At 57.8% G+C, this 22,935-nt stretch carries 23 protein-coding genes; 10 read left to right on the top strand and 13 right to left on the bottom strand.

All coding sequences use genetic code 11. The features are described from left to right. Nucleotides 1-12: 12 nt before the first annotated feature. The 4 genes from C7H08_RS00550 to coxB are packed head-to-tail and all read right to left on the bottom strand — an operon-like array spanning nt 13 to nt 4,307. Nucleotides 13-906 carry a cytochrome c oxidase subunit 3 gene (locus C7H08_RS00550; RefSeq protein WP_106669815.1) on the bottom strand — a complete coding sequence of 298 codons (894 nt, stop codon included), beginning with the start codon at nt 904-906 and terminating at the stop codon, nt 13-15. Between the two features lie 16 nt (nt 907-922). Next, nucleotides 923-1,525 carry a cytochrome c oxidase assembly protein gene (locus C7H08_RS00545; RefSeq protein ID WP_106670223.1) on the bottom strand — a complete coding sequence of 201 codons (603 nt, stop codon included), beginning with the start codon at nt 1,523-1,525 and terminating at the stop codon, nt 923-925. Between the two features lie 16 nt (nt 1,526-1,541). Further along, nucleotides 1,542-3,125: a cytochrome c oxidase subunit I gene (ctaD, locus tag C7H08_RS00540; RefSeq protein ID WP_106669814.1), complete on the bottom strand. Its 1,584-nt coding sequence runs from the start codon at nt 3,123-3,125 to the stop codon at nt 1,542-1,544. A 57-nt stretch (nt 3,126-3,182) separates the two neighbouring features. Further along, nucleotides 3,183-4,307 carry a cytochrome c oxidase subunit II gene (gene coxB / locus C7H08_RS00535; protein ID WP_106669813.1) on the bottom strand — a complete coding sequence of 375 codons (1,125 nt, stop codon included), beginning with the start codon at nt 4,305-4,307 and terminating at the stop codon, nt 3,183-3,185. A 262-nt stretch (nt 4,308-4,569) separates the two neighbouring features. Here coxB and C7H08_RS00530 point away from each other — a divergent pair, with 262 nt between their 5' ends. From C7H08_RS00530 to C7H08_RS00500, 7 genes are all read left to right on the top strand, one after another. After that, nucleotides 4,570-5,841, top strand: coding sequence for an MATE family efflux transporter (locus C7H08_RS00530; RefSeq protein WP_106670222.1), 1,272 nt, complete (start codon nt 4,570-4,572; stop codon nt 5,839-5,841). 192 nt (nt 5,842-6,033) lie between these two features. Beyond that, nucleotides 6,034-6,684, top strand: a complete 651-nt coding sequence (locus C7H08_RS00525) for a hypothetical protein (protein WP_106669812.1) — start codon at nt 6,034-6,036, stop codon at nt 6,682-6,684. A 13-nt stretch (nt 6,685-6,697) separates the two neighbouring features. Beyond that, nucleotides 6,698-7,339, top strand: coding sequence for a methylamine utilization protein (locus C7H08_RS00520; RefSeq protein WP_106669811.1), 642 nt, complete (start codon nt 6,698-6,700; stop codon nt 7,337-7,339). Continuing rightward, on the top strand, nt 7,339-9,690 hold the full coding sequence (locus C7H08_RS00515; protein WP_106669810.1) for a putative bifunctional diguanylate cyclase/phosphodiesterase: 2,352 nt from the start codon (nt 7,339-7,341) through the stop codon (nt 9,688-9,690). Before C7H08_RS00520 ends, C7H08_RS00515 begins: the two co-directional genes overlap by 1 nt. Then, nucleotides 9,687-10,562 (top strand): DUF3034 family protein, encoded by an 876-nt coding sequence (locus tag C7H08_RS00510; RefSeq protein ID WP_106669809.1) that lies wholly within the window; start codon nt 9,687-9,689, stop codon nt 10,560-10,562. The genes C7H08_RS00515 and C7H08_RS00510 overlap by 4 nt, the downstream gene beginning before the upstream one ends. Nucleotides 10,563-10,612: 50 nt before the next feature. Next, the gene (locus C7H08_RS00505) at nt 10,613-11,014 is read left to right on the top strand and encodes a group I truncated hemoglobin (RefSeq protein WP_243411395.1); all 402 of its coding nucleotides are present in this window, start codon (nt 10,613-10,615) and stop codon (nt 11,012-11,014) included. A gap of 70 nt (nt 11,015-11,084) precedes the next feature. Then, nucleotides 11,085-11,471: a DoxX family protein gene (locus tag C7H08_RS00500; protein WP_106669808.1), complete on the top strand. Its 387-nt coding sequence runs from the start codon at nt 11,085-11,087 to the stop codon at nt 11,469-11,471. A gap of 3 nt (nt 11,472-11,474) precedes the next feature. On the opposite strand, the gene C7H08_RS00495 is transcribed toward C7H08_RS00500, so the two are convergent. Continuing rightward, nucleotides 11,475-13,274, bottom strand: coding sequence for a sensor domain-containing diguanylate cyclase (locus C7H08_RS00495; protein ID WP_188445204.1), 1,800 nt, complete (start codon nt 13,272-13,274; stop codon nt 11,475-11,477). 162 nt (nt 13,275-13,436) lie between these two features. On the opposite strand from C7H08_RS00495, the gene C7H08_RS00490 reads away from it, so the two are divergent. Both C7H08_RS00490 and C7H08_RS00485 read left to right on the top strand, forming a co-directional pair. Further along, the gene (locus tag C7H08_RS00490; RefSeq protein ID WP_106669807.1) at nt 13,437-13,667 is read left to right on the top strand and encodes a DUF1653 domain-containing protein; all 231 of its coding nucleotides are present in this window, start codon (nt 13,437-13,439) and stop codon (nt 13,665-13,667) included. A gap of 114 nt (nt 13,668-13,781) precedes the next feature. Next, a complete protein-coding gene (locus tag C7H08_RS00485) occupies nt 13,782-15,104 on the top strand; it encodes a Na+/H+ antiporter family protein (protein ID WP_106670219.1) in 1,323 nt (440 codons plus the stop codon). A 286-nt stretch (nt 15,105-15,390) separates the two neighbouring features. Here the strand turns inward: C7H08_RS00485 and C7H08_RS00480 are convergent, their stop codons facing one another. Further along, nucleotides 15,391-15,642 carry a YheV family putative zinc ribbon protein gene (locus C7H08_RS00480; protein WP_106669806.1) on the bottom strand — a complete coding sequence of 84 codons (252 nt, stop codon included), beginning with the start codon at nt 15,640-15,642 and terminating at the stop codon, nt 15,391-15,393. Between the two features lie 56 nt (nt 15,643-15,698). Continuing rightward, nucleotides 15,699-17,744, bottom strand: coding sequence for an oligopeptidase A (gene prlC / locus C7H08_RS00475; protein WP_106669805.1), 2,046 nt, complete (start codon nt 17,742-17,744; stop codon nt 15,699-15,701). A gap of 211 nt (nt 17,745-17,955) precedes the next feature. Between prlC and C7H08_RS00470 the strand changes: the two genes are divergently transcribed. Next, a complete protein-coding gene (locus C7H08_RS00470) occupies nt 17,956-18,495 on the top strand; it encodes a gamma carbonic anhydrase family protein (protein ID WP_106669804.1) in 540 nt (179 codons plus the stop codon). A 13-nt stretch (nt 18,496-18,508) separates the two neighbouring features. On the opposite strand, the gene C7H08_RS00465 is transcribed toward C7H08_RS00470, so the two are convergent. From C7H08_RS00465 to tsaC, 6 genes are all read right to left on the bottom strand, one after another. Continuing rightward, a complete protein-coding gene (locus C7H08_RS00465; protein WP_106669803.1) occupies nt 18,509-18,826 on the bottom strand; it encodes a PA4642 family protein in 318 nt (105 codons plus the stop codon). A 115-nt stretch (nt 18,827-18,941) separates the two neighbouring features. Further along, complete coding sequence (locus C7H08_RS00460) at nt 18,942-19,775, bottom strand: flagellar motor protein MotB (protein WP_106669802.1); 834 nt, start codon at nt 19,773-19,775, stop codon at nt 18,942-18,944. Nucleotides 19,776-19,778: 3 nt separating this feature from the next. Continuing rightward, nucleotides 19,779-20,552, bottom strand: a complete 774-nt coding sequence (locus C7H08_RS00455; protein WP_106669801.1) for a motility protein A — start codon at nt 20,550-20,552, stop codon at nt 19,779-19,781. Between the two features lie 35 nt (nt 20,553-20,587). Then, nucleotides 20,588-21,415: a shikimate dehydrogenase gene (aroE, locus tag C7H08_RS00450; protein ID WP_106669800.1), complete on the bottom strand. Its 828-nt coding sequence runs from the start codon at nt 21,413-21,415 to the stop codon at nt 20,588-20,590. Next, nucleotides 21,408-22,334: an oxygen-dependent coproporphyrinogen oxidase gene (hemF, locus tag C7H08_RS00445; RefSeq protein ID WP_106669799.1), complete on the bottom strand. Its 927-nt coding sequence runs from the start codon at nt 22,332-22,334 to the stop codon at nt 21,408-21,410. Before hemF ends, aroE begins: the two co-directional genes overlap by 8 nt. Before the next feature lie 8 nt (nt 22,335-22,342). Next, nucleotides 22,343-22,909: an L-threonylcarbamoyladenylate synthase type 1 TsaC gene (gene tsaC, locus C7H08_RS00440; RefSeq protein ID WP_207768270.1), complete on the bottom strand. Its 567-nt coding sequence runs from the start codon at nt 22,907-22,909 to the stop codon at nt 22,343-22,345. Nucleotides 22,910-22,935 lie beyond the last annotated feature (26 nt).

The raw sequence follows: 22,935 nt of genomic DNA, 5'->3' as shown, positions 1-22,935 counted from the left end.
CAACAGTTCTGGTCAGATAACGTAAACAAACACAAACAACCCCAACCAGACCACATCCACAAAGTGCCAATACCAGGCAGCCGCTTCAAAACCGAAATGGTTATCGGCAGTGAAATGACCCTTGCGGACCCGTAACAACATGATAAACAGCATCAGCGTACCCAGGAACACGTGAGCGCCATGGAAGCCCGTCAACATAAAGAAAGTGCTGCCATAGATACCGGAATTCAACGTCAGATCAAGATCCCGGTAGGCGTGCAGGTATTCATAGGACTGCACGAACATAAAAACTACCGCCAGCGCGACAGTAGCGCCCAGCCACAGCTTTACCTTTGCCCGATCTCCGGCCTTCATGGCATGGTGGGCAATGGTGACGGTAAAGGAGGAAGTTACCAGCAAAAGGGTATTGATCAGTGGCAAGCCCCACGGACCAATCGTGTTGGTCGGGCCAGGATAGGCTTGCGGATCCGGGTTACTGACCAGCGGCCAACTGGCCTGGAAACCTTCCCAAAGCATATTACTGCTGCCCCTGTCGCCCTCACCACCGAGCCAGGGCACCGCAAACACCCGAACATAGAACAGCGCCCCGAAGAACGCGGCAAAAAACATCACTTCCGAGAAAATAAACCAGCTCATGCCCCACCGGAACGAGCGGTCCATCTGAGGGCTGTACAGGCCAGCCCGGCTCTCCCGGATAACGGCGCCAAACCAGCCAAACAGCATGTAAGCCATGATCAGGGAGCCGATCAGAAACATGACCCAGGCACCGGTGGTGCTTTCACCCTGTTTGCCATTGACCATGATCGACGCCACCCCGTAAAGGGTAACCCCCAGGCCGACAGTGGCAACAATGGGCCATTTGCTTTGGTCGGGAACGTAATAGGTCTGGGTCTGGTTGTCCGCCATAACTGTCTCCGATGGCTTAGCCGTTATTGTTTGTTGTTGTTTGTGTCTGGGCCGACCGGGATACTTCCGCCTGCTTGCCTTGGTCATACAGCGTGTAGGACAGGGTCAGTTTGGTAATGTGCTCCGGCAAATCCCGGTCGACAATGAAGATCAGTGGCATCTCGACACTTTCACCCGCTTCCAGTGGTTGCTGGTTGAAGCAAAAACACTCGGTTTTGTGGAAGAACTGGGTGCCTTCGGAAGGAGACAGGCTCGGGACCGCCTGGCCCACCATCGCCTGGTCCGTGCCATTAGCCGCGTAGAAATTGACGGATATCACCTCACCGGGATGCACATCGACACTGCGCACCACCGGCCGGAACTCCCAGGTCATTCCCGGTCCATTACTGGCCAGAAACTGCACTCTGACGGTACGATTATCATCCACTTGCTGGGTGACGCCAGCTTCATAGCGACCTCCGGTTTTGCCATTAATGCCGGTGATCTCGCAAAACACCTCGTAAAGGGGGACCAAGGCAAAACCAAAGGCAAACATGCCAACCACTCCCGACAGGCACCAGCCAATCACTCTGGTATTGCTGCGGCGCGCAGGCTGATTTTTCGTCGTTTCATTAGCCATGGTCATACCTCCCGGGTTATTTCACTTCCGGTGGAGTTGAAAAAGTGTGGTAAGGGGCCGGCGAAGGCACCGTCCACTCGAGACCTTCGGCACCGTCCCAGGGCTTGGCCGCCGCTTTCTCGCCGCCTCTCGCACACTTAACCACGATGAACAGGAACAGCAGCTGGGTAACCCCGAACATAAAGGCGCCGATGCTGGAGATCATATTGAAGTCGGTGAACTGCAGAGCGTAATCCGGTATCCGCCGGGGCATGCCCGCAAGGCCCAGAAAATGCATCGGAAAGAAGGCCAGATTCATACCGACAAACGACAACCAGAAGTGGGTCTTGGCCAGGGTTTCGTCATACATGTGACCTGTCCACTTGGGGAGCCAGAAGTACGCAGAAGCAAAAATGCCGAAGATGGCGCCCGGCACCAGCACATAGTGGAAATGTGCCACTACAAAGTAGGTGTCGTGATACTGGAAGTCGGCCGGCGCAATCGCCAGCATCAGGCCGGAGAAGCCGCCAATGGTGAACAGGATGATAAAGGCTACGGCAAACAGCATGGGCGCTTCGAAGCTTAGTGAGCCCCGGAACATCGTCGTCACCCAGTTAAAAACCTTCACCCCAGTGGGCACTGCAATCAACAGGGTGGCGTACATAAAGAACAGCTGACCCGCTATGGGCATACCCACAGTAAACATGTGGTGCGCCCAAACCAGGAAGGATAGCACCGCAATGGCGCCCACCGCATAGACCATCGAGGCATAGCCAAACAGCGGCTTTCGGGAAAACGCTGCGACAATGTGAGAGATCGCCCCGAATGCCGGCAGGATCATGATGTAAACCTCGGGGTGCCCGAAGAACCAGAACACATGCTGGAACAATACCGGGTCACCACCACCGGACGCATCGAAGAAGCTGGTGCCAAAGTGGATGTCCATCAACATCATGGTGACCACGCCAGCCAGAACCGGCATAACAGCAATCAGCAGGAACGCGGTGATCAGCCAGGTCCACACGAACAGCGGCATCTTCATCAGTGTCATGCCAGGCGCGCGCATGTTCAGAATGGTTGCGATCACGTTGATCGCACCCATGATCGAGGACACCCCCATGATGTGCACCGCGAAGATGAAGAAGGTGGTACTGGGTGGCCCGTATGTCGTCGACAGGGGCGCGTAGAAGGTCCAGCCAAAGTTGGGCGCACCGCCTTGCATGAACAGGGTAGAGACCAAAATCAGGAAAGCGCAGGGCAACAACCAGAAACTCCAGTTGTTCATCCGCGGCAAGGCCATGTCCGGCGCCCCGATCATCAGTGGCAACATCCAGTTAGCAAGACCAACGAACGCCGGCATGACGGCGCCAAACACCATGATCAGACCATGCATGGTGGTCATCTGGTTAAAAAACTCCGGCTCTACGATCTGTAGGCCCGGCTGGAATAATTCTGCCCGGATGACCATCGCCATGCTGCCGCCAAGCAGGAACATGGCGAAGCTGAACATCAGGTACATAGACCCGATGTCTTTATGGTTCGTGGTCAACAGCCAACGGCTGATGCCCTTGGCCGGGCCATGATGATGTTCCTGGGCGTGGGTATCTGCAACCGCACTCATGAAAACCCCCGTTACCGCCGTCTATTCTGGCTGGTGATTGTTGTTATCTGGCGTTGATTACTGTTGGTTCTTGTAATCAAAAATTTCTTTCGGAGTGACCATTTCACCGGTGTTGTTACCCCAGGCATTCCGCTCATAGGTAATAACGGCCGCCAGATCAACCTCGCTTAACTGATTACCAAAAGCCTGCATGGCGGTGCCTGGGGAACCGTTCACTACGATCTCGATGTGCCCGGCCATATCCTCAAGAGCCATCTGGCTACCCTTGAGTGCCGGAAACGCCGGTGGCAGGCCGGTGCCATCAGCCTGATGACAGCTCGCGCAGGCGGTTGCATAGGCCTGTTCACCTCGCTCCATGAGCTCTTCAAGTGTCCAGTCTTTCTCGGTTAATCGACGCTCCGTCTCGGCCGCCTCTTTCTGCTCGGCCACCCAGACGTTGTATTCTTCCTCGGGTACCGCTTTTACCACGACGGGCATGAAGCCATGATCCTTGCCGCACAGCTCGGTACACTGGCCGCGATAGGTGCCGGGGACATCCACCCGGGTCCAGGTTTCATTGATAAAGCCGGGGATCGCATCTTTCTTGACGCCAAACTCCGGTACCCACCAGGAATGGATAACGTCATTGGCAGTCAACAGGAAGCGGACTTTCTTGCCAACCGGAATCACCAGCGGGTTGTCCACTTCCAACAGATAATTCTCGCCCTTGGCCTGACGGTTGCGGATCTGGTCTTTTGGCGTAGACATATTGGAGAAGAAACTGAAATCGTCGTCGATATACTCGTACTGCCAGCGCCACTGATAGCCGGTGATCTTGATATCGACGTCGGACTCGGTGGTGTCGTACATTTCTATCAGCGTTGTGGTGGCCGGTATCGCCATGGCCACCAGAATAGCCAACGGAACGATGGTCCAGAGTACTTCAACCACGGTGTTTTCGTGGAAATTCGCTGGCTTGAAGCCCCTGGATTTACGATGGGCAAAGATTGACCAGAACATGACCCCGAATACCACGACGCCAATGGCGACACAGATCCAGAGAATGGTCATGTGAAGGGAATAAATCTGGTTGCTGGTGCTGGTCACCCCAGGTGACATGTTCATGGTCCAGTTCGCCATGACCGTGACTGGCAACAACAGACCAGCAGCTAGGGCTACTGCCCGCTTGGCATGCACGCGCATACTGTGTCTCCACAGAGTGTTATTCTTGTCGGATTTTGCGTCATCCCTCTGCATCACTATCCGGAGCTCGCAACACCAGATAACTTCAGAGCGAAAGCCTGCTTATGGATACATCAAGTGTGAGTATAGACACAGATCAAAGAAAGACTAAAAAAACCTTAAATCCAAAAGGGATAAACAATAGGTTTTGAGAACCAACACACATAAAAAGGCCATTCTGACCAGCACAGACCATCGACTATGGGCGCTGGCCTGGCCGCTGATGCTGACCAACCTGACCGTTCCTTTGCTGGGATTGGTGGATACCGCCGTGCTCGGCCACCTCGACAGCCCGGAATACCTGGGCGCCGTTGCCGTTGGCGCCAACCTGTTCAGCATTCTTTACTGGACCTTCGGCTTCATGCGCATGGGTACCACCGGCTTGGCCGCACAGGCCTGGGGTAAACGGGATTCATTCGCCCAGGTCGCGCTATTGTTACGCTCCATCGTGCTGGCCGTCGGCATTGGTTTGTTGTTGATCCTGTTCCACAAACCGTTGATCAGCCTTAGCCTGGCCCTGATGAACCCAAGCCCATCGGTTGCGGCACTGGCGGCGGAATATGCCGCTATCCGTATCTGGAGCGCACCAGCAGTGCTGTGCCAGTATACGTTGGTCGGCTGGCTGATCGGCACCCAGTTTCCACGCGGCCCAATGGTGATGCTGATTATCGCTAACGGTATCAACATCGTGCTTGATGTCTTTTTCGTTACGGTGCTGGGCTGGAACAGCCGTGGCGTTGCGCTCGCCACGGTAATTGCCGAATACGGCGCGGCCATGATCGGCTTTGTCATCGTGCTTCGGCGCATGCCCGATGGTCAGCGACTGACCCGCGCCTTGATTGGCCAGCTGGGCGATTACCTGGTGATCCTTAGGGTCAACCGTTACATCATGGTCCGGACCATTGCGCTGTTACTGGTTCTGGCCTTCTTTACCGCCCAGGGCGCACGTCAGGGAGACGTCATTCTGGCCGCCAACGCGGTGTTGATCACCTTCCTGCTGATAATTTCGAACGCCTTGGACGGCTTTGCCAACGCCGCTGAAGCGCTGATCGGAGAAGCCGTCGGCCGCAACAGCCGACGCCGGTTCCGGCTGGCCTTTAGCAGTGCCTTGCGTTGGTCGCTCTGGGGCTCGGTAGCACTGACCCTGGTCTTTGTGCTCGGCGGTCACTGGCTGATCAGCCTGCTGACCGGCCTTGAAGACGTGCGCAGCACCGCCTGGCAATACTTACCATGGTTATGGCTGCTGCCACTCGCATCCGTCTGGGGATTCCTGCTGGACGGCGTCTTCATCGGCGCCACCCGCACACGGGAAATGCAGAACACCATGTTGTTATCCACGGTCGGGGTTTTTGTGCCAGTCTGGTGGCTGACCACCGGCTTGGGCAATCACGGCCTCTGGCTGTCGCTGATTGCGCTGATGCTGGCCCGGGCGGTTAGCATGGGTTGGCTCTGCTGGCGCTACACCCGGACCGATACCTGGTTCAGGGTCGGTTGACACCCTTGAGCCCGGGGCCACCCGATTACTTCTGGGACAAGCTTCAGCATCTGGCAAAATCTTGGCTACACTAATCAGGAACAAAGGGCCTGTTGTGGCAGCCAGCCTTATGCTTCCCGGCCCTCGTACTCCTTGCTCGACAGAGGGGGCGCCTTGCGACCTCAATTTGTACTGACATCGGCATCTCCTGACATGACACCACAGGCAGTCCTTGAGATTATTAGCCAGGCACGAAGAAAAGAGGCACGCTCAGGCGCATTTCTACGGCAGATGAAAGAGAAAGCGGCGCAGTTGCCCTGTGCCATCGTGGTTGATCGCGATCAACCCGCGACGTCACTATTTCAGTTTGCCGTGGAATACATCGAAATGGCGCCAAGGTTGATAGAATGCGTGGACGCCTGCTCCAAAGAGGCGGGTATCGCCGCGTTGTTCCAGCCTTTTGTGGACGCCGCCACCCGCTACTTTACTGAGCCCTCGGTACTGCTGGTGCGATACGACGGCCTGGACGGTTTGCTGATACGGGCTTATCTGTGTCATCGCCTGATGGAGGAAATGCACGACAATAACCGGTCTATTCGCGCCGGCGAACTGATCGACCTGGAAGCAACCCGGGCTAACCTGCTTGCCCATGAACTGATCGGCGAGCCCTTTGCTAACGAGCTGGATGATGCCATCACCGTTACGGTATTGCAGATTGCCGGCACACCGGATTATTACAACCTCGACCTGGACCCGTTTATTGACCAGGTCAACAACAGGGCCTGGGACTGGATGCGTCATTACTGGGAAAATCTACTGGAGCGGAACCACATCCGGTTTTCCCTTGGGTCCAGTTCGCTATGACAGGTTTGGCTACATGACACGAACGCCCTACGCTTTATCGATGCTACTGGCCCTGCCAGTATCGCTGCAGGCTACGGAACTTGAACTTACGCTTACCTCTGTGGACGGCCCGGTCTCCGGGGCGGTGGTTTATCTCGATGGCGGGCCATCCCCGGCATCAGTTACCGCAGAAATCGCCCAGCAAGACCGACAGTTTCATCCCCGGGTGCTGGTGATTCCGGTTAACTCCACTGTCGACTTTCCGAACCGGGATAACACTCAACACCACGTTTATTCCTTTTCGCCGGCCAAGACCTTCGAGCTGGAACTCTACACGGACCGGCCGGAAACCCCGGTGATCTTTGATCAACCGGGCATTGTCGAGCTTGGCTGTAATATCCACGATCATATGCAAGCCTTTGTGGTGGTGGTCGACACCACCGCCGCCGAACAGACCAACGGCAAAGGCCAGATTCAACTATCGGTGCCCACCGATACCAAAAACGACGGCACGATCAGCATCAACATCTGGCACCCCCGATTGGTAGACAACACCCGGCCTGTGCGCCAGACCGTCAACCCGGATCTGCCAGCCCGAGTGAGCATTGAACTGACGCCAGAACCTGACACCGACAGCCCGCTGGACAGGCTCCAGAAACGATTCAGGGACATCTGATGTCAGCACTGCAACCTCAGCTGGGTTTCCGGGGACGATTAGTGGTTGCCATGGTGGTTCTGGTGGCTCTGGTCAGCCTGACCATTGGCGCCCTGTTTACCGCGTACCTGTTCGATGAAGAAAAAAACCGAGCCGCCGCCCAACTCGACGTCGGCGAACGTCTGACCGAAGAGGTGATGAGTCGCCGTACTGCTCTGGAACTGTCACGCCTGACGGTTCTGGTTCAGGATTTCGGCTTTCGTTCCGCCGTTGCCAGCGGCAACGATGCCACCATGCTCAGTGCGCTTGAAAATCACAGCCAACGGGTCGGCGCTGCCTTTGCGGTGATTCTCGACCAGTCTCGTCAGCCACTGGCATCAACCCTCAGCCACGAGCCACCGGTCATTCAGGAAGACAGCTACCGTGCAGCCATCGCTCAGGGCTACGGTCGCCAACTGATCACCGTCAATCAAAAAGGCTATGAGCTGTTACTGATCCCGGTGCAGGCACCCGGTCTGAGAGCCTGGATGGCCGCTGGTTTTGCGTTGGACGATGCCGTCGCTGAAGCGATTGCTGGCCTGTCAGACACTGAAGTATTTTTCCGGACTCTGACTGAGGGACAACGGCCGCATCAGATCATCGCCGCCAGTTCGGGTGTTGACCCGGCACCACCCGAAGCGCAGGCGGACCCGAATGGCAATGACACGCCATTGGACGACCCACGGTTTTTCTCACGGGTTGTCCCCCTTGATATTGGCGGATATATGCAGGCGGTGCTGCTGATCAACCGGGACGCCAGCCTTCAACGTTTCTATCAAAGAGTTACCGAGGTGTTACTGTTGGTGGTGGCGATTCTGTTGATCGCCATTGTGGTGGCGCTTTACATTGCCCGGTCGCTGGGCAAGCCGGTTCTGCAACTGGCGGACTACGCCCGAGCGGTTGGCAAGGACAACCCGCCAGCACCACCCGAACTTTCTGGAGGCACTGAAATCACCCAGCTCGGCCAGGCGTTCACCGATATGCTCAGTCGCCTGCAAGAGCGAGAAGAACAGCTTCGCTATACCGCCTCTCACGATGACGTGACCGCACTCGGCAACCGCAACGCGCTCATTGATCTGACCAAAGAGCTGTTTGGTACGCAAACGCCCTGCAGCGTTATCGGCGTTCGTCTGGATGAACTCTCGGAAATCAATGACACTCTGGGGCTGGAGCTGGGTGACAAAGTGCTGATCGGCACGGCCAGGCGTCTGCGTGAGTCGCTGCCAGACGCTCATTTGCTGGCTCGCACCGGCGGCGACGAATTTCTCGCCGTGCTGCCCGCCATGGTGCCGGAACAGCTGGATGATCGAGCCAGCATGCTGGCGGAGACTCTGCGCAAACCGTTGCGAGTCGACAATTCGCCGTTTTCGCTTAAAATTACCGTAGTTACCTTATCACTGCCCACCGATGCCAGTGATTCGAACGAATTCCGCCGGCGCCTGAACCTGACCTTCGAAAAAGCCCAGAGCAATCAGCCCGCGATTACCCGCTATCAGTCCGGTGAAGACGAAAACCATTTGCGCGAACTCAAACTGATTGCCGATCTGCACAAGGCCATCACGGACCAGGGGCTGATCATGAATTATCAGCCTAAACTGGATTTTCGCACCGGCAAACTGGTTCAGGTCGAAGCTCTGGTGCGCTGGATTCATCCTGAGCTGGGCTTTATTTCACCCGAAGAGTTTATCTTTCTCGCCGAGCGCTCAGGTCAGATCCACGACCTGACCGCCCACATTCTGGATCTGGTTGCCACAGACGCCCGGGCCTGGCAGCAGGCGGGCATGACCTTCGGCGTCGCGATCAATCTGTCCGCCATGGACCTGGCTTGGGCAGGGCTTCCCGATCACATCGCGACGTGTTTCAAGGACCTGCCCGGCGGCATGGAGGACATCACTCTGGAAGTCACGGAAAGTGCGGTGATGGAGGAACCCGGCAAAGCCGTGACCACGCTCAATCAACTGAGAGCGCTCGGCGCCAAGCTTTCAGTCGATGATTTCGGCACCGGCTATTCTTCTCTGTCGCAACTCAGAAGCCTGCCCGTTCAGGAGTTGAAAATCGACAAATCCTTTGTGCTGAACCTGGCTTCCGAGCCCCAGGATCAACTGATCGTCAAGTCCACCATTGAGATGGCCCACGGCCTTGGCTTGAGTGTCGTGGCCGAGGGCATTGAAAGCATGGATGCCTGGGCGCTGCTGCAAACCTGGCAATGCGATCTGGGCCAGGGCTTCGGGCTGAGCAAACCCGTGCCCGCCTCCAATCTGGCGCGGGTGGCCAACGAACTGGCCAGCCGACAACTGGAACTGGCACACCCTGATGCGAAGAGTCTCTCATGATCAGAATACTCGCCTGCAGCTTACTGATACTGGCCACCCTGCCATCCGCCCAGGCCAGTGAGCCCGGCAGCCGGATCTGGGCCACCGGCGGTGTCACCAGCATCGAGGGCAGTGCCGGCGGTGGCCTGGTGCCCTGGGCCTTATTGAGCGGTTACGCCAGTGATGAGGAATGGGGCGGCACCCTCAGCCTGAGCCAGGCACAAGTTGACAATTACAGCCTGACCGTGCAGGCCGCGAGCCTGAACTGGCGCAACCGGGTCGAGTTGTCGGTCGCCCGGCAAAACCTGGATCTGGACACCTTGGTGTTTGTGCTCAAGGATGGCTTCGGGCTGGAGCAGGATGAGCTACGTCAGGATGTGTTCGGGCTGAAAGTCCGGCTGTTCGGGGATGTTCTCTATTCACCATGGGGCCAATGGTCAGCCGGGGCCCAGTACAAACGCCAACGGGACTTCACAGTTGCGGACGCCATCGGTGCCCGGGATGACAGCGGCACTGATATCTATTTAAGTGGCAGCAAAGTGTTTTTTGCCAGCATCTTCGACCGCAATCTGCTGGTGAATGGCACCGTTCGGGCCACCCGAGCCAATCAGGGCGGACTGCTCGGATTTGGCGGTGACAGGAACAACGGCTACCAATTCATGGCCGAAGCAGGTGCCGGCATTTTCCTCAATCGGCAATGGCTGGCGGGCATGGAATACCGCCAGAAGCCTGACAACCTGAGCTTTGCAGACGAAGACGACTGGTGGGATGTCTTTGTCGCCTGGGTTCCGGATCGCCGGCTGTCGGTGACCGCAGCCTGGGTCAACCTGGGTGACATCGCCACGCTCACCGATCAGCAAGGCCTGTATCTGGCACTTGAGGGGAGCTTCTGATGAGGCGAGTAATCCGTCCACATACCGTGGTGATGATCTTTATTTTCGTCATGACCGGGCTGATGACAGGCTGCCAGACCTCTACGACATCCCAAAGCCCGGACCTCTACGATCAGTTAGGTCAACGCAGTGGTATTGCTGTGATTGTCGAAGACCTGCTATTCCTGATTGTCGATGATGGCCGCATCAATCAGTCCTTCCGGGGTGTCAACGTAGAGCAGTTTCACCGGCTCCTGACCGATCAACTGTGCGAACTCAGTGGCGGCCCCTGTCATTACACCGGTCGGAGCATGCGTGAACTCCATGCCGACATGGCGATCACCGACACCCAGTTCAACGCCCTGACCGAAAACCTGATTTTGGCGATGGAGCAGAATCGGGTGCCCACCGGCGCCCAGAACCGGCTGCTGCGTAAACTGATCCCGCTCTATCCAGACATCCGTAATCTTTGAGTCATTCCCGGAACCGGGTATCCTTGGCGGCCTGACCTACCAAACCTACACTCACCGGGAGTAACGAATCTTGCTTGAGAACGCCGACCTGGGAAAACTCATTGTCCGGCTCACCCTGGGCGGACTGTTGCTGTTTCACGGCATTGCCAAGCTGCTCAATGGCGTTGGCTTTATTGAAGGACAACTGGCCAGTCATGGCCTGCCGACCATTCTGGCCTACGGCGTTTACATCGGTGAAGTTATCGCCCCATTGATGGTGCTTCTGGGTTACCAGACCCGTATCGGCGCGCTGATCATCATCTTCAACATGATCGTTGCCATTGCCCTGGTGCACGGCCACCAGCTCCTGACATTGAGCAGCAACGGAGGCTGGGCGTTGGAATTACAGGGGTTCTTTCTGTTTATAGCCTTTGCCTTACTGTTTCTGGGCCCCGGCCGATACAAACTGAAAAACTGAAACTCAGGACCCGGCCGGGGGCGCAACGGCTTTCGGCCGCCACACCGCGACCCGGTTGCGGCCGCTGTCTTTGGCAATGTAGAGAGCTTCATCCGCTCGGCGGATCAACTCATGGCTGTCAATGTCGCGGGCCGGCAACATGGTCGCCACGCCAATGCTGATGGTCAGGCGGACCGGCTCGTCGTGTTCACCAGTGACCATCGGTGTCTGGGCCACAGCCTGGCGAATGCGCTCGGCCACCCTAAAAGCACCGGCGCTCTCGGTGGCCGGCAGCAACACCGCAAACTCTTCACCACCGTACCGGGCAATCAGATCTCCGGAACGCTGAAGCTCAGACTTCAGCAGGCTGGCCAGCCCCACCAGACAATCGTCACCGGTCAGATGGCCCAGTTCGTCATTAACCCGCTTGAAATGGTCGATATCCAGCAGCAACAGGCTCAGTTCATGCTCATGGCGGACCGCCCGCCCCCACTCGATGTCCAGTTTTTCGTCAAATCGGCGACGATTGGCAACGTGCGTCAGGCCATCGGTCAGACTGACGGCCCGGAGCCGCTCATTGGCGCTTTCGAGCTCTTCGGTGCGCTCACGTACCCGCGCCTCCAGTGTCAGATTGGCCTGCTGCTGGATCTCCAGCGCATGCTCCTGGGCCTGTTGGCGCTTGCGGCGCTCCAGATTGATCCGATAGGCCAGTGCAAACGACAGCAAGATGGCCTCCACCGCCACACCCGCCTGCGGCACCAACTCGGTGAGGGGGCTTGTCGGCATCCAGCCCAGTTTGCTGATGGCCAGCACCAGATGACCCACCAGCAGCGGTGTCCAGGCAACCACATAGAATCCCGCCAGCACTTGCCCCTGCCGCCAGACATGAATCCCGATAACCCAGGCCAGGGGCGTAGCCACGGCGGCCATGGTGCTGACCAAGACGATGCCACTCTGATACGGCCCGAACAGCCCATAGAAAAAGGCAAAAACACAGGCAACCAAAATGACCTGCAGCATCCGGTAACTGATCGGGCTGTAGTGGCGAACCGCCAAAAACTTGATGGTGAATACCACCGCAAAAAACATCGCAAGGCTAATGATTGGCACTGTGAAATAGCGGTTGATTTGCGGAAGTTCGGGCCAGAACCACTGAAACAACAGACCGTGGAAATGCAATTGGACCAACCCGGTACAGATCACGGTCAGCACATACCACAAATAGGTGGTGTGCCGGACAATCACAAACAGGAACAGGTTATACAGCGAGAGCGCGACCACGATGCCCAGAAACATGGCTTGCCAGCCATAGGAAAACTGCTCATTGGCGAGGAACTCCGCCGACGGCGTTATGGCAACGGGAACCTGCACCGAACCCTCGGTTTTGATCCGCACCCAGGCCGTCACCGGCTCGGTGTTTGAAGGCACCAGAAAAACGAAGTTGCGATGAATGATCGGGCGGGTATTGAATGGCCGGGTATTACCACTGAGGTAGGATTCGACAATACGGCCGTCCCGCTCCCAGTAAACCGAGACTTCATCCAGCAGCGGATAGCCAATTTCCAGAACCCGGTTAAGGGGCTTTGCCGGCACCGCCACCTTTAGCCAGAACGCCCCGTTGCTGAAACCCCGGTTAAGCACCGTGGTGGCCGTGTTGTGTTGCCACCGGTCTGCCGGCAGGGCGCGGACCTCAGACACCTCCAGGTTATCCTCAGGCACTTCGATCCAGTCAAAAGCCACCGGTTCGGCACGCGCACTGATGCTGACAAGACACAACAGCAGGCATAAACACATGTGCACTGCACGGGGGAAAAGCCTTTTCATTCTTGTCTACGGTTCCCGGCTTTTGGATCATGAACTACACTGCGGAGTTCCAGCGCGGCTGCCCGCTTTGAAAGTCCGTCTGTGTCTCAATTGTAGACGCAACCGGTGTTGAAGTCCGCGAAAATTAAGGGGTAAGTCCCGGTTACCACCTGAGAGGAAACGATGTCTGATAAAAAGCACCCGATCACACCCGGTCGTTATCGCCATTACAAAGGACGAGATTACGAAGTCATCGGCGTGGCCCGGCACAGTGAAACCGAAGAGGCCATGGTGATATACCGCTGCCTGTACGGCGACTACAGCCTGTGGGTAAGGCCATTGGCCATGTTCCGGGAAACCGTCGAACTGGCCGGCGAGCAGGTGCCCCGGTTCGCCCGCATCGACGCCGAGTAACCGTTACACAACTGCTTTGACTGCGACGGTCATTTGCTGCACATTAGCGCACTTTTCGAGCTGCTGGCGCTCAAAAGGTGCCGGCAAACCTTCAATGCCTATCCGGAGTTTGCCATGAATGCCGTTGTTGCCGCGGTGCTGATCATGCTCGTTCTGAGCCTGTGCCGTATCCACGTTGTTGTTGCCCTGATCATCGGCGCCATATCCGGCGGCCTGGTTGCGGGTATGTCCCTGGACGCCACCATCAATGCTTTCAATAGCGGCCTCGGCGGCGGTGCCACTGTAGCCCTGTCTTACGCCACCCTGGGCGCTTTCGCCGTTGCCATCGGTAAATCCGGCCTTGCGCACGCTCTGGCTGACAAAGCCCTGGCGATGGTGGGCAAACAGGACGAAGGCGGCGCCGCCAACGGCATCCGCTTTATGATCATCGGCCTGCTACTGGCAGTGGCGATTTCCTCTCAGAACATTCTGCCCATCCACATTGCCTTCATTCCTCTGGTGGTGCCGCCCCTGCTGTATGTGATGGCGAAACTGCACATGGACCGTCGTCTGGTGGCCTGTGTACTGACCTTCGGCCTGATCACCCCGTATATGTTCCTGCCGGTCGGTTTCGGTGGCATCTACCTGAACGAGATCCTGCTGGCCAATGTCGGCGACAATGGCGTCGATGCCAGCGAGCTGAATGTGATGGCGGCCATGGCCCTGCCGGCCCTGGGCATGTTCATCGGTCTGCTGATCGCAGTGTTCTTCAGCTACCGCGGTGGTCGTGATTACGACATGACGCGCATCGAGCGGACCGAGCGGGTGGACGCACACTACAGCCCGAAGACGCTGATCATGGCGCTGATCGCCATTGTGGTAGCGTTTGTGGTTCAGCTCTGGCTGGGCTCGATGATTCTCGGCGCCCTGGCGGGCTTCGTGCTGTTCAACATTTCCGGCGTGGTGAAATGGAAAGAAGCGGATGATTTGTTCACCGAAGGAATGAAGATGCTCGCGATGATCGGCTTCATCATGATCGCTGCCAACGGCTTTGCCGAAGTAATGCGCGAAACCGGCGAAATCACCAGCCTGGTCGAAGGCTCCGTCGCCGCCATCGGCGAGAACAAGCCGCTGGCGGCACTGCTGATGTTGCTGGTGGGCCTGTTGATCACTATGGGCATCGGTTCCTCGTTCTCCACCATCCCCATCATCGCTGCTCTGTACGTACCCCTGGCCCTGCAAATGGGCTTCAGCCCTCTGGCCATCCTGGCCCTGGTCGGCACCGCCGGCGCCCTGGGCGACGCCGGCTCTCCGGCCTCTGACTCCACCCTCGGCCCCACCGCCGGCCTGAACGTCGACGGCCAGCACAACCACATCTGGGACACCGTGGTGCCCACGTTCCTGCACTACAATCTGCCGTTGCTGGCCTTTGGCTGGCTGGCGGCTATGGTGCTCTGACCTTTTTTCGGCCTCTGGTTTGGGGGGCTGCTTCTTGTTCGTAGCCTTCCTGTTTGGGGGGCTGCGATGGGGTGGGTCAGGTTTTTTGCCTTGGAAATGTAACTCGCTGCGCTCAGACATTCATTTTTCGAGGGCGATTTCTGGAATGTCGGCAAGAGAGGGTATGGGGGTGCTTTTCTGCAGGGAAAAAGATGTCTGAGCGAAGCGAGTTGTTTTTCCCTGCAGAAAAGCACCCCCATGGCCTCGACACCCCCAGCACCATCAGGCTAGAGACCCAAGCCCAAAGTCAGTCCTCCGAGCCAGCCTTAAAGAATACCACCTGCTTAACCGTATGATCGTCCTTGTTATCCCGTTTGTTCACCCGGGTTTCCAGCTCAGCCGCCGACGGCTGCTCCAGATCAGACAGGGCATCGGTATAACCGCAAGCCACGCACTCGCGCACCTGCTCACCGGCGTCATCTGTGAACATTGTAATCTTGTCCATCTCCGCGCAGCGGGGACACACCGCGCCAGCGATAAAACGTTTCGGACTCGCCATAACACTACTCCACATCGAATGCCCGGCCATCGATACGACAGCCGGGCGGTATTGGCTCAGGCGGCTTCGCCGGCAATGCCGGACTGTTTCAGCAACGCATCCACCTGGGGCTCACGGCCACGGAAGGCTTTGAACAGTTCCATCGGCTCCTGAGAACCGCCTTTTTCAAGGATATTCTGCAAAAACGCCTTGCCGGTTTCCGGGTCGAAAATGCCTTTTTCCTCGAACAGGGAAAAGGCATCAGCGGCCAACACCTCGGCCCACTTGTAGCTGTAGTAACCCGCGGCGTAACCACCTGCAAAAATATGGGAGAAACTGTTGGGGAAGCGGTTGAATGCCGGCGCTTCCACCACGGCAATTTCCTTGCGGATCTTGCGATGCATATCGAGCGGGTTGGTGGGCGCCTGGTCGGTGAATTCCGCGTGCAGGCGGAAGTCATACAGAGAGAACTCCAGCTGGCGTAGCATGCCCATGCCGGACTGGAAGTTCTTCGCCGCCAGCAGTTTTTGCAGCAAGTCTTCCGGCAGTGGCTCGCCGGTTTCGTGATGGCTTGCAATCAGCGCCAGGGACTCCGGGTTCCAGCACCAGTTTTCGAGGAACTGGCTGGGCAGCTCAACGGCGTCCCAGGCCACGCCGTTGATACCAGACACATCCAGCACGTCTACCTGAGTCAGCATGTGGTGCAGGCCGTGACCGAATTCGTGAAACAGGGTGGTGACTTCGTCGTGGGTCAGCAGCGACGGCTTGCCATTGACCGGCGGGGTGAAGTTGCAGGTCAGGAACGCCACCGGCAGTTGGAGTTTGCCGCGCATGTCGGTCCAACGGACCCGGCAATCCGCCATCCAGGCACCGCCACGTTTGCCCTGGCGGGCAAACAGATCGAAGTAGAACCAGGCTACCGGCTCGCCGTTGCGGCTGATGCAGTAGGCCTTGGCGTCTTCGTGCCAGGTTTCTACCTCCGGCTTTTCCTCAATCTGCACATCAAACAGCTTTTCCGCCACATGAAACAGACCAGGCACGACCTTGTCTACCGGAAACCAGGGGCGCAAGGTTTCCGGGGAGATGTCGTAACGCTTCTGGCTCAGTTTTTCGCTGTAGTAGCCGATGTCCCACGCCTGAAGGTCGTCGACACCGTACTCGGCTTTAGCAAACGCCTTCAGCTCGGCAAATTCCTTCTCCGCCTGCGGCTTGGACTTGGCCGCCAGCTGGTTCAGGAAATCCAGCACCTCATCCACATTGCGCGCCATCTTGGTGGCCAGCGATCGCTCGGCGTAGTTATCGAAGCCCAGCAGCTGGGCGAGGGCATGACGACGCTTCAAGATTTCCGCCATCACCGGCGTGTTATCCCAGGTCGCCGCATCCGGGCCCTGGTCCGAGGCCCGGGTGACAAACGCCTCGTAAACTTCCCGGCGCAGTTCCCGGTTGTCACCGTAGGTCATCACCGGATAGAAGCTGGGGAAGTCCAGGGTAATCACATAGCCCTCAAGATCCTTCTGCCGGGCCGCCTGTTTGGCGCCCTCAATAGCGGTTTCCGGCACGCCGGACAACTCGCTGACATCGGTGATCTGCTTGAACCAGTGCTGGGTAGCATCGAGCACATTGTCGCTGAACTTATTGGACAGCTCCGCCAGTTCACGGGACAGATCGGCGTAACGCTTCTTCTCATCCGCTGGCAGATCAACGCCGCCCAGATGGAAATCCCTCAGGGTGTTTTCGATGGACTTACGCTGAGGCTCGCTCAGATCCTTGAAATCATCCCTTGCTGCCAGCTTTTTATAGGCATTACACAGGGCTTCGTTCTGACTGACCTCGGTGCTGTACTCGGTCAGTTTTTCGAGGCAATTCTTGTACACCTGGCGCAGCTCATCGCTGTTCATCACCCCGTTCAGGTGTGAAATCACCGACCAGGCGTTACTCAGCTTGTCTTCGGTGCCCTGCATGGGCTGAGCCAAGGTGTCCCAGGTCGGGTCGTCCTGCTGCGACAGCGACTGAATTTTCATCCGGTTCTCGCTGAGAATCTGGTCAATCGCCGTTTCCATGTGCTCGGTACGGATGTGGTCGAACTTCGGCAGCAGATCGTCGGTCAGTAGCGGGTTATTCATAAGTCCCCTTCTCAGCTATTTCAGTTTAAGGTACTTTCAGGCAACTCCGATGATTGGGGAGTCTTTGGGCGGGGCGCTTTCCAAAAATGTGCGGAGCCAGGGATGGCGGAGCCCAAGCGTCACATGGATGTGCCGAAGGAGCGTGTTTTGGAAAGCGCCCCGCCCAAAGACTCCTTACTCCCAAATCTATGCCAGTCAGAAGGTATATGTAATGGCAAATATACGAACTCACAAGGGTACCACACCACAATTTGGTGAACGCAGCTGGGTAGATGAGAGTGCCGTCGTGATTGGCGACGTAATGACCGGCGAAGACTGCTCGGTGTGGCCGATGACCGTCGTGCGCGGCGACATGCACAAGATCCGCATTGGCGACCGCTGCAGCATCCAGGATGGCTCAGTGCTACACATCACCCACGCCAGTGATTTCAATCCGGGTGGCTGGCCGCTGATCATTGGTGACGACGTCACCGTTGGCCACAAAGCCCTGCTGCATGGGTGCACCATTGGCAGCCGGGTGCTGGTCGGTATGGGCTGTACGGTGATGGACGGCGCGGTGGTGGAAGACGAGGTGATCATTGGCGCCGGCACCCTGGTACCGCCGGGCAAGCACCTGGAGTCTGGCTACCTGTACGTAGGTTCGCCCTGCAAGCAGGCCCGGGCGCTCACCGACAAGGAAAAAACGTTCTTCAGATACACCGCCGCCAACTACGTAAAACTCAAAAACGAATACCTTGAGCCTCAGGCGTAATTCCGGGTGGGTCTCAGCGCCCGGCTGCGGCGGTGCGTTTTGCACCGGCGTTTGCCAGCGCACGGGCGTAATCGACACTGCGACCATGCTGCGATACCCGGTCCAGCAGAGTCTGGCCACGTGCGTCTTCGGCGTTCAGATCCCGGCCTGCGGCCAGAAAAAACCCGATAAAACGTTCGAAGTCTTCCGCACGCATGGATTCGTACGCCCGGGTGAGCACGTAATGATCCGGGTTGAGGCTCTGGTCCCAGGGCGAGAGGTCCAGAAAGCTTTTGACCCGTTCGTCGCTCCAGTCTTCGCCAATGACTTTCGGCTTGTCTGGTCCGCTCATGCTAAGCACTCCTGAAATTGGATAAGTGTAGATCGCAAAGTATAAGGCCTTGAATCTGAGCCAGTTATATGAATCCACTATGAGAATCTGCGTTCAGAGTATAAGCCGCCGCTGTTCAGGGCAGGATTTCCACCGGCAGGTCCCGGATGGGCGCAGCCGTGTCACATTCCGGATTACGAATGGCGATCTCAACGCGACGGTTAACAGCGCGGTTTTGCGAGTTGTCGTTGGCAACCAGTGGGCGGGTTTCTGCCCGGCCTGCGGCGACCACCTGATCGGCCGGGATCTGCCGGTTCAACACCAGCTCATGCACCACAGACACCGCCCGAGCCGCGGATAAATCCCAGTTGGAGCGGTAGCGGCCGCCGGAAATAGGCACATCGTCGGTGTGACCAGACACCACCACATCGCCGGTGCAGGCCGACAGAACCTGAACCACCCGCTCAATGATCGGGATCATGTCGGGTTTGATGGCGGCGTCGCCAGAACGGAACGTCGCCTCCTCGGAAAAACGAATAACTACTTTGTCTTCGTCGTAATTGACGTGCAGCGCCTCCGACGCAACTTCCGCCTCCAGCTCCTGAATCAGACGGCCAGCCAGGTCCAGCACGCCACCGGGTATCTGGCGGGCTTCGGCTCGCTCGGTCCGTTCATCGATGAACTCCGGCTGATCCTGCAGAGAGTCGGACGGTTCTGGCAACGACACGGTGTCGGCCTCAATCAGCGTTAATGGCGAGCCGCCGATGTCCTCCGCCAGCACGTTACTGGAGCCAAAGGCCTGCGCCATGGAGTTCGCCATGGCCCGGTATTTTTCCGCGTCCATCTCGGCAAACGACAACAACAGGATAAAAAACGTCAGCAGCAGGGTTGCCAGGTCCGCGAAGGTGACAATCCAGTCCGGTGTGCGTTTCTTGTTTGCGTTCTTTTTCAGTGGCCGTGCCGGTTGCAATCCTCAGGCCTCCCGCTCCGGTTCCAGATTGGTCCGGTGTTCCGGGGTCACGTACGAAGACAGCAACTCGGTCATAACCCTCGGGTTTTCACCGCGCATAATGCTTTTCATGGAGGTGATGATCAGCATCTGGTTACGGGAATCGTCTTCGGCTTTCAACTGCAGCTTGTCCGCCAGGGGCAGGGCAATGAGCTGGGCCAGAAAGGCGCCGTACAGCGTGGTCAGCAAGGCAACGGCCATGGCGGGACCGATGGAAGAGGGGTCATCCAGGGTATTCAGCATCTGAACCAGCCCCACCAGGGTACCCAACATACCAATGGCCGGCGCCGACTCGCCGATACCCCGGAACACTCGCTCCGCCACTTCGTAACGTTCCGCGGTCTGCTGGGATTCCTGCAGCAAGGCTTCTTCCACCAGCTCTGGCGGATGACCGTCTACGCACAGATTGATGGCTTTTTGCAAAAACTCGTCGGCAGTCTCGTGATTTTCCAGGCCCAGTACGCCTTCTTTACGAACCACCCGGGCCAGCACACCCACTTCCCGGATCAGTTCTGCCGGCCGCGGCAACCGGTCGGTGAATACGGTCCGCATGGCCAGGCTAAACGCACTCACCACCGACGCCATCCGGAACTTGATCAGCGTAACGGCAAAGGTACCGCCAAGCACGATCGCCAGGCCAGGTAAGTTCAAGAAGGTCAGTGCCGTGGCGTTGGCCAGCATGGCCAGCACCACGATCAGAATTCCGGCCAGCAACCCGACAAGCGTGAGAATATCCATGAACAACCCTTATAACGTGGCCCGGACTAGCGGCGTTAATCGGTTCTCAGTTCTTCGATCACCGGCGCGGTGTCAGGGCGCATGCCCCGCCACACAAAAAACGATTCGGCGGCCTGCTCTACCAGCATGCCCAAACCGTCGTATACACGGCGGGCGCCGTTATCCAGTGCCCACTGATTGAACGTCGTGGTCTGCAAAGAATACATCATGTCGTAGACCACCGTGTCCGGGCCGATTACCTTGGCCGAGGCGGGCGGCAAATCGCCTTGCAGGCTGGCACTGGTGCCGTTGATCACCAGATCGAACGATTGATCCGGCCCATCAAACCCGCAAGCCGTCAGTAACGCAGCGTCGGCATCGTTGGCAAACAGCCGTACCAGTGCTTCAGCCTTGGCCACGGTGCGATTGGCGATGGTCAGCGCAGCGGGCTGCTCCGCCAGGATCGGGCCCAGCACACCTCGTACTGCACCGCCAGCCCCCAACACCAGGATTCTCAAGCCCTTCAGTGATACACCGTGATTGACCTGAAGGTCCCGAACAATTCCAACGCCATCTGTGTTATCGGCCACCAGATCCTGAACTTTATCAAGATACAGAGTATTCGCGGCCCCGGCTTTCTCTGCCCGGGGCGTACGGTGGTCAGCCAGGGTCCAGGCCTGCTCCTTGAACGGCACCGTGACATTCAATCCTTTGCCACCCTGCTCAAAAAAATGCCGGGCAGCCCCGGAAAAATCATCAACCGGTGCCTGAATCGCGGTGTACTCCACCGGCTCGCCAGTCTGGCTAGCAAACAGACTGTGAATCCGGGGCGACTTGCTGTGGCTGATCGGATTGCCCACCACCGCATACAGTTGGTTAGTCATCAGCACTCTCCAGCCAGTTGCGACCTGTCAGGAAATAGTCGGTCAGTCTGGCTTCTGCACTACCGGGTTCCGGCTGTCGGTCATAATCCCAGCGCACCAGCGGCGGCAGCGACATCAGAATGGATTCGGTGCGGCCCCCGGATTGCAGGCCGAACAGGGTGCCCCGGTCATACACCAGGTTAAATTCCACATACCGCCCGCGCCGATAGAGTTGGAAGTCACGCTCCCGTTCGCCCCAGGGGTGAGCCAGCCGGCGCCGAACGATCGGCTCATAAGCCTCAATGTAGCTGTCGCCCACGGCCTGCATAAAGGCCAAGTCCCGGGCGAAATCACCGGTGTTATGGTCGTCAAAGAACAGGCCGCCCACACCCCGGGGCTCTTGGCGGTGTTTCAGGTAAAAATAGTCGTCACACCAGTGTTTGAAGTTGGGGTACACATCATCACCGAAAGGCAAGCAGGCCTTCCGGGCGGTGCGGTGCCAGTGCACGCAGTCTTCTTCGAAACCATAGTAGGGGGTTAGATCGTAACCACCGCCGAACCAGTACACCGGCTCGGCATCTTTCGGCGTCGCGATGAAAAATCGCACGTTGGCGTGAGACGTGGGCACATAAGGATTCTCCGGGTGAATCACCAGCGACACCCCCATGGCTTGCCACGGTGCGCCAGCCAGGTGCGGTCGGTGAGCGGTGGCCGATGCGGGCATGGTGTCGCCCATCACGTGGGAAAAATTCACCCCGCCTTTTTCAATCACCCCGCCATCCGCCATCACCCGGCTGATGCCACCGCCCCCTTCCGGGCGCTGCCAGCTGTCCCGGATAAACGTGGCTTTGCCATCGACTGCTTCCAGTCGTTGGCAAATGCGCTCCTGAAGATCCAGAAGATAGTCCTGGACCGCTCGGGTATCGGGCTGCTGTGGCATGGTTTCTCCTAGCGAAACTGTTTTCCGGTGACAATATCAATAATACGGCTGGGGTTGCGATTGCCGCCGAGCGCGCCCGGCACAATCCAGTCCAGCTCCTGACCAAAGTAACGACGCACCTGCCAGATGTAACGGGCCGGTTGACGACCCGCCGGATTGCAGGAGGTGGACACCAACGGCATGCCGGAGGCTTCACACAGTGCCCGCACCACCGGATGGTCACTGACCCTGACCGCAATCGAGCTGTGCTGGCCGCGCACCCACTCGGGGATCTGCTGTTTCACATCCGGCAGCAGGCAGGTGACTGGCCCTGGCCAATGGCGCTCTGCCTCTTGCTGCAAGGCTTTGGGCAGAGGGTCCAGCAGGAACGCCACCTGCGCAACCGACGACGCCACCAGAATTACACCTTTTTTCACCGGGCGCTGCTTCAGCTGCAGAATGCGCTCAACCGCATCCTGATCCCATGGATCACAACCCAGTCCCCATACCGCTTCGGTGGGGTAGGCGAGTACGCCCCCGGCCAGCACAGTGCTTCGAGCACAGTGCAACTGCCAGTCGCTCAGGGGAGACTTCATAGCCAACTCTCCAGCCATCTAATCAG

Source organism: Marinobacter halophilus (genome assembly GCF_003007685.1).
Taxonomy (GTDB): Bacteria; Pseudomonadota; Gammaproteobacteria; order Pseudomonadales; family Oleiphilaceae; genus Marinobacter; species Marinobacter halophilus.
The sequence above is the reverse complement of the archived record's forward strand: the minus strand, read 5'-3'. Positions and strand labels throughout refer to the sequence as shown.

Coding starts and splice junctions, on each gene's coding strand:
- C7H08_RS00485 (WP_106670219.1), top strand. CDS start 13,782: ATGAATGCCGTTGTTGCCGCGGTGCTGATCATGCTCGTTCTGAGCCTG.
- C7H08_RS00525 (WP_106669812.1), top strand. CDS start 6,034: ATGACACCACAGGCAGTCCTTGAGATTATTAGCCAGGCACGAAGAAAA.
- prlC (WP_106669805.1), bottom strand. CDS start 17,744: ATGAATAACCCGCTACTGACCGACGATCTGCTGCCGAAGTTCGACCAC.
- C7H08_RS00545 (WP_106670223.1), bottom strand. CDS start 1,525: ATGGCTAATGAAACGACGAAAAATCAGCCTGCGCGCCGCAGCAATACC.
- C7H08_RS00515 (WP_106669810.1), top strand. CDS start 7,339: ATGTCAGCACTGCAACCTCAGCTGGGTTTCCGGGGACGATTAGTGGTT.
- aroE (WP_106669800.1), bottom strand. CDS start 21,415: ATGACTAACCAACTGTATGCGGTGGTGGGCAATCCGATCAGCCACAGC.
- C7H08_RS00520 (WP_106669811.1), top strand. CDS start 6,698: ATGACACGAACGCCCTACGCTTTATCGATGCTACTGGCCCTGCCAGTA.
- C7H08_RS00510 (WP_106669809.1), top strand. CDS start 9,687: ATGATCAGAATACTCGCCTGCAGCTTACTGATACTGGCCACCCTGCCA.
- tsaC (WP_207768270.1), bottom strand. CDS start 22,909: ATGAAGTCTCCCCTGAGCGACTGGCAGTTGCACTGTGCTCGAAGCACT.
- C7H08_RS00495 (WP_188445204.1), bottom strand. CDS start 13,274: ATGAAAAGGCTTTTCCCCCGTGCAGTGCACATGTGTTTATGCCTGCTG.
- C7H08_RS00465 (WP_106669803.1), bottom strand. CDS start 18,826: ATGAGCGGACCAGACAAGCCGAAAGTCATTGGCGAAGACTGGAGCGAC.
- C7H08_RS00455 (WP_106669801.1), bottom strand. CDS start 20,552: ATGGATATTCTCACGCTTGTCGGGTTGCTGGCCGGAATTCTGATCGTG.
- hemF (WP_106669799.1), bottom strand. CDS start 22,334: ATGCCACAGCAGCCCGATACCCGAGCGGTCCAGGACTATCTTCTGGAT.
- coxB (WP_106669813.1), bottom strand. CDS start 4,307: ATGCGCGTGCATGCCAAGCGGGCAGTAGCCCTAGCTGCTGGTCTGTTG.
- ctaD (WP_106669814.1), bottom strand. CDS start 3,125: ATGAGTGCGGTTGCAGATACCCACGCCCAGGAACATCATCATGGCCCG.
- C7H08_RS00480 (WP_106669806.1), bottom strand. CDS start 15,642: ATGGCGAGTCCGAAACGTTTTATCGCTGGCGCGGTGTGTCCCCGCTGC.
- C7H08_RS00550 (WP_106669815.1), bottom strand. CDS start 906: ATGGCGGACAACCAGACCCAGACCTATTACGTTCCCGACCAAAGCAAA.
- C7H08_RS00470 (WP_106669804.1), top strand. CDS start 17,956: ATGGCAAATATACGAACTCACAAGGGTACCACACCACAATTTGGTGAA.
- C7H08_RS00505 (WP_243411395.1), top strand. CDS start 10,613: ATGACCGGGCTGATGACAGGCTGCCAGACCTCTACGACATCCCAAAGC.
- C7H08_RS00490 (WP_106669807.1), top strand. CDS start 13,437: ATGTCTGATAAAAAGCACCCGATCACACCCGGTCGTTATCGCCATTAC.
- C7H08_RS00530 (WP_106670222.1), top strand. CDS start 4,570: ATGCTGACCAACCTGACCGTTCCTTTGCTGGGATTGGTGGATACCGCC.